Annotated in this window: 5 protein-coding genes; 3 read left to right on the top strand and 2 right to left on the bottom strand. The window is 60.2% G+C overall.

What is annotated here, in order from left to right; all coding sequences use genetic code 11:
* The first annotated feature begins 384 nt into the window (after positions 1-384).
* Together VJ604_RS05820 and VJ604_RS05815 are read left to right on the top strand one after the other, a co-directional pair.
* Positions 385-1,824: a B12-binding domain-containing radical SAM protein gene (locus VJ604_RS05820; protein WP_324080576.1), complete on the top strand. Its 1,440-nt coding sequence runs from the start codon at positions 385-387 to the stop codon at positions 1,822-1,824.
* 160 nt (positions 1,825-1,984) lie between these two features.
* Entirely contained in the window at positions 1,985-2,395 is a 411-nt protein-coding gene (locus VJ604_RS05815; protein ID WP_324080574.1) for a bacteriohemerythrin, read from the top strand.
* A gap of 187 nt (positions 2,396-2,582) precedes the next feature.
* On the opposite strand, the gene VJ604_RS05810 is transcribed toward VJ604_RS05815, so the two are convergent.
* Both VJ604_RS05810 and VJ604_RS05805 read right to left on the bottom strand, forming a co-directional pair.
* On the bottom strand, positions 2,583-3,593 hold the full coding sequence (locus VJ604_RS05810) for a hypothetical protein (protein WP_324080572.1): 1,011 nt from the start codon (positions 3,591-3,593) through the stop codon (positions 2,583-2,585).
* A gap of 382 nt (positions 3,594-3,975) precedes the next feature.
* Positions 3,976-4,332 carry a response regulator gene (locus VJ604_RS05805; RefSeq protein ID WP_324080571.1) on the bottom strand — a complete coding sequence of 119 codons (357 nt, stop codon included), beginning with the start codon at positions 4,330-4,332 and terminating at the stop codon, positions 3,976-3,978.
* A 447-nt stretch (positions 4,333-4,779) separates the two neighbouring features.
* On the opposite strand from VJ604_RS05805, the gene VJ604_RS05800 reads away from it, so the two are divergent.
* Positions 4,780-5,053: hypothetical protein (locus VJ604_RS05800; RefSeq protein WP_324080569.1), on the top strand; the 274-nt coding region annotated here is incomplete at its 3' end.

The raw sequence follows: 5,053 nt of genomic DNA, 5'->3' as shown, positions 1-5,053 counted from the left end.
AAGTCCCCCCATCTGTCCGCCCTCCCTCTCCCTCCGGGAGAGGGAGGGGGTGAGGGAACTTTCCACGAAGATGTGAGGCTTCCCTCACCCCACCCCTCCCCCGCAGGGGGAGGGGGAGCCTGAAGTGTCAGGGGAAGAGGAGGACACCCATTCCCTTACCGGACAGCGCTGTCTCCCCTGATGATGGTGGGACGTGATAACGTAAGCGGATTGCCTCATCTGGCACAGCCATTCCCTCCTGAAGAGCGTCCCTACCTATGAGCTTGAAAGAGCGTACCCGCTGTTGTATAAAGAAGGCTCCCGCATCACGCTTTCAGCCGCATGCCGTCCTTGTTGTGCCAATGACAGCCACTATTCCCAAAGCGGTCTGAGCGAGGTCCACACATGAAGGTACTCCTTCTGCGCCCCCATCCGGGCAATGACAGTTTCGGTCTGGGCCCGTTCTTCCGCGTCGAGCCGCTGGGGCTTGAATATATCGGCGCCGCCCTGCTCCGCGAAGGGCACGAGGTGACGGTTGCGGACCTCCGCTTCCGTCTTGGCCCGGAGAGCTGGGTACGCCGCACCCGCCCTGCCCTGATCGGCATCTCCTGCCTGCACGCACTGGAGTACGACCAGGTGATCGAGCTCGCCAGGCGGCTGCGCCGCGCGAGCCCGGATGCCTTCATCATCGTGGGGGGGCATGCGGCGGCGGCCTTCCCCGAGCCGCTCCAGACGCCGGACATCGATGCGGTCTGCCTGGAGGATGGCGAGGAGCTGATCCCGCTGCTGGCCCGGGTGCTGGAAAAAGGTGGCTCGCCGCTGCAGGTGGCCGGCCTCAAGGTGCGGACCGCCGCTGGGTGGGAATCATCACCTCCGGGCGCAGAGCGCCCCTGTCTGGATACCGTCCCGCAGCCCGCCCGGCACCTGGTGCAGCGCCACCGCCACGGCTACCACTGCCTCCTGTTCAAGCCGGTCTGGCTGGTGGAGACCGCCCGCGGCTGCCCGCACCGCTGCTCGTTCTGCTCGGTATGGCAGCTCTACGACCGCTCCTGCCGGGAACGAAGCCTGGAAGCCGTGGTGGAGGATATCGCTTCCGCCGGCGACGCCATCTTCGTGGCCGACGACCTCTTCTGGTACAACCCGGAACGAAGCATCGCGCTGGCCGAGGCCCTCAAGAAGCGGGGGGTCTACAAGCGCTGGCTGCTGGTGCAGACCAGGACCGACCTCATCTGCCGCAGCGCTGACCTGATGGAGGCGTGGAGGCCGTTGGCGAAAGACTTCGACATCTTCCTTGGCCTGGAGGGTGCCAGCGATCGGGCGCTGTCGGGCATCACCAAGGACTCCGAGATCGGCGACAGCGTGGAGGCTGTACGCATCGCACGCGAGCTTTGCTACGGCATCAACGGTAACTTCGTGATCGGCCACGATTGGCACGAGGAAGATTTCCACGAGCTTTGGGACTTCGTGGAGCGCTACGGGCTGCAGAGGGCGGGCTTCACCATCCTGACCCCGCTGCCGGGCACCGACTTCTACAAGGAGATGGCGCCGCGCATCCCCCAGCAGCCCTGGTCGAATTTCGACATGCACCACCTTTTGTGGGAACCGCACCTCGGAGTGGAGCGCTTCTTCGAGCTGTACGCCGAGACCTGGCGCCGCTCGATCCTCAACACATCGGGGGAGAAGAACCTTCTGGACTGGATTCGCCAGGTGCGCCCCTCGCAGATCCCGTACATAGCCCGCGTGCTCTGGCGAACCCAACGCATGATGAAACCGAAGGCCTACATCGAGGAGCATTGGCAGACCCACCCTGCGCCCCGGCAGCAACCGTGCCCACAGCACGGCTGACCCCGCCTCCGGCGGCGAGCTGTTCAAGAATCGGCCGCCAATGCCGATTAAAAGTCAGCGCAGGGAAATCCAGGCAACGGTTCCATAAGGAAACAGAGTACCGGTAAAACAGTGTGAAGCCGGAACTGAGCAGAACCCAACTACGAATGAGGAGAGATGGATGAACATCGAATGGACCAGCGATCTGGCTACTGGTGTGGCGGAGATCGACAACCAGCACAAGGAGATCTTCAGCAGGTTCGACAGGCTGTTCACCGCCTGCAGCGAAGGGAAAGGGAAGGAAGAGGTCCTGCTCCTGCTCAACTTCCTTGCTGATTACGTGAAGGAGCATTTTGCGGCCGAGGAAAGGCTGCAGTTGAGGAATGCCTACCCCGATTACCCCAATCACAAGGCGGAGCACGCCCGCTTCATGGCGGACGTGGCGAAGCTGCAAGCAGAGTTCAAGGCTGAGGGAGCAACCCTCTCACTGGTGATCATGACCAACAAGACACTGACCAGCTGGCTGACCCAGCACATCAAGAAAAGGGATACCGAGGTGGCAGCCTACATTCGCCAGGAAGGCGGCAGGTAGACGAAAGCCTGGTCGGAAAGGCGGCTACCGCCGCGCCGGTGCGCCCCATTCTCGCCCCGATTTAGGCCCCTTCGGGGGAGACACCACCTTGTGGGCATGAAAAAAGCGCAAGGCCCCACGAAATTCCGTGGTCCTTGCGCTTTTTTTACTTCGTAACACAACCCGCCAATCAGCGACAACCTAGGCGTTACTTCGGTGGCTGCTTTTGCTCGCCGTGATTCTCCGGCTTGGCCCCGCCTTCCTTCCGGTGACGGAAATGCTTGCGGTGGCGTGAGCGGCGTGACCGCTCCCGAGTCCCGCCTGCGCCCCCCGCACTCTCCGCCTCTGCGCCCGAGTTCCCACCCGTAACCGCGCCTGACTTCGGCTGCATTGCCTGCTCGCTCGGCTTGACGGCAGCGGGGACATGGGAGGGGTGTTTATGCGGCGCGTGCTTGCCATGGGGAGCCTTAGGAAGCGGACCCTTCAGCTGCGAGCCGGCGGAAAGCTTCCCCTGCCCTTTCTGCGCTTGCTCCCTCGGGGCCGGCTCAGGCCGGTTGGGGGACTTGAGCCTGGCGATAAGATCCTTTGCCCACTCGAGGTCTCCTTCGCAGCACTCCTTCGCCACGTACTGGAGATCCTCGGGTGTGGTCTTGTTGCACTTGATCTTGAATAGCCTTTCGATCAGATCCTTCGACCAGTAGTATTCCCTGATGTACTTCTTGCCGTCGATTTCCTCGTAACTGTAATCGGTGCAGGGTACCACACTCTTCAGCCACTCCGTGGAGACCTTCAGCCGCGCGGCCGCCGCCTCTTTCTCATGGTGGTCGTGCTCTTCAACCGCCTTGCGCACGATGGTCTTGCCGGCCGGCGCGTTATCGACAAGCTCAGAGGGCTCCTCGGCAGGCTTCAGGTAATGGGCGAGATCGTCAAGCTCGGCGTCGGAAAGAAGGGTCACCGCCAGCTGGGAACGGCAGACGACTCCGGGCCGATCGAGGGCGATGCTGAGGCTTAACTCCCCCTCCGCATCCTGACTGCCGATGCTGACCTCCAGATCGTACTGGGCCTCCGAGAGCTCCTCGCAGACGTCCTCATCCGCGGCATCGAGAATGGCCTGCGCGAGCCGTTCCTTGAGTGGTCCCTCCTGCGGCCGGAAGTAAGTATAGCCGTGGAGCTTCGTCAAACAGTCGTAGATGGTTTCAAGGCTTCTTGAAGTCGTCATGAATTCCTGTACCTGTCCATTTGTTTCTTTAAGATCAGAGCCGTCGCCCCCTGAAGGTATCGGCTGCTGAATATTCGCCTCGGGCAACCTCCTACCCTAACACAACCCGTTCGCTTCGACTACCATTTTTCCTGCAGTTACCGGCAGGGCAAAAAAAAGGGAGCCAAAAGGCTCCCCAAGAAAATCCGCGGCACACGCGATCACAGAACATACCTGGCATTCCAAACCGCAGATCAATCAAAACTCCAACGCCCTCATAGCAATTCAGATGAAGCACTCCAGAGTCATAGCACGCCCTCACAGCGTTATTGCAACGCCCTCACACTCATAACAACAGGTGTCACCGCCGCACTCTGCCAGCGACACCTAAAAACATCTCTGATCAGGAAGCCATGGCCTGGTACAACTGAGCAGGCAGGAAGGGCTTCCGTACCACACGATCTCCATACTGGCTGATCTCTTCCATTGCCTGCTCGTACCTGCCAATGCCGCCGCTGCAGAAGACGATGCGAGCCGCACTATCCAGTTGGCGAATCTCCCGCGCCGCGTCCAGGCCCGATTTTAACGGCATGTCGATGTCCATGATCGTTATGTCCGGCCGATGAACTCGGTACATCTCGACCGCCTCGACTCCGTCGGCAGCCTCCGCCACTACCCGATATTCGCCCTTCTCAATCAGGTAACAGAGCATCAACCGAATGTCGGCGACATCGTCGACCACCAGCACCCTTCGTTTCATTTTTACCCCTTCAATGCATTACATGCAGTTCCTGTTCGTGACGTCAAATGGCGAGACAGGAAACTGCCCGACTTAACTGCCCAAAGCGTGCCCAATATCAACACGGCACCTCCCAAAGCACGGTTAAATGTGCTTTATGAGGACGGCGGACTCTGCCAGGATGGAGTCAAACTGCATCAATGCTGGGAAATAGCTCACGCCCCCTCTGTCATTATTAGGAATTGCCCCCCCTTGCCGGCCAGGTAACACATTGGAACCTATTGACGACGACCCAAAAATTCAATCATTTCCCGTCCCACACCTCCCGCGAAAACACCGCATCTGCGTGAAATAACGGCGGAATATATCTCTAAGAGATTAGCGCAGCCCGCCCCTGGACCGATTGCACCACCTCTTTCAATTTGACTTTTATTAGTATTTGTTAAACTTCTGAAGTTATCCAGGGGGATGCTGATCGGCCGACCGCAGGTGACCGTTACCGCCAGCGCCTCCGGCTGCCCCGCTCTTCTGGAGACCAAGGGCGCCACCACTAAAGAGGCCGAAGCAATGAGAAAACGGGTCCTCAGGAAGGTTCTGGCAGTCGCCTTAGCGGCAGCGATAGTGGTGCTCCTCCCGCTGGTGGGAAGCTCACACGAGACCGGGGACGAGGTCTTTTCACAGATCGGGGTGACAGAAAGGCTGGGGGGCACCGTTCCTAAGCAGCTCGCCTTCACCGACCAGG

This window comes from Geomonas sp. (assembly GCF_035254065.1).
Taxonomy (GTDB): Bacteria; Desulfobacterota; Desulfuromonadia; order Geobacterales; family Geobacteraceae; genus Geomonas.
The sequence above is the reverse complement of the archived record's forward strand: the minus strand, read 5'-3'. Positions and strand labels throughout refer to the sequence as shown.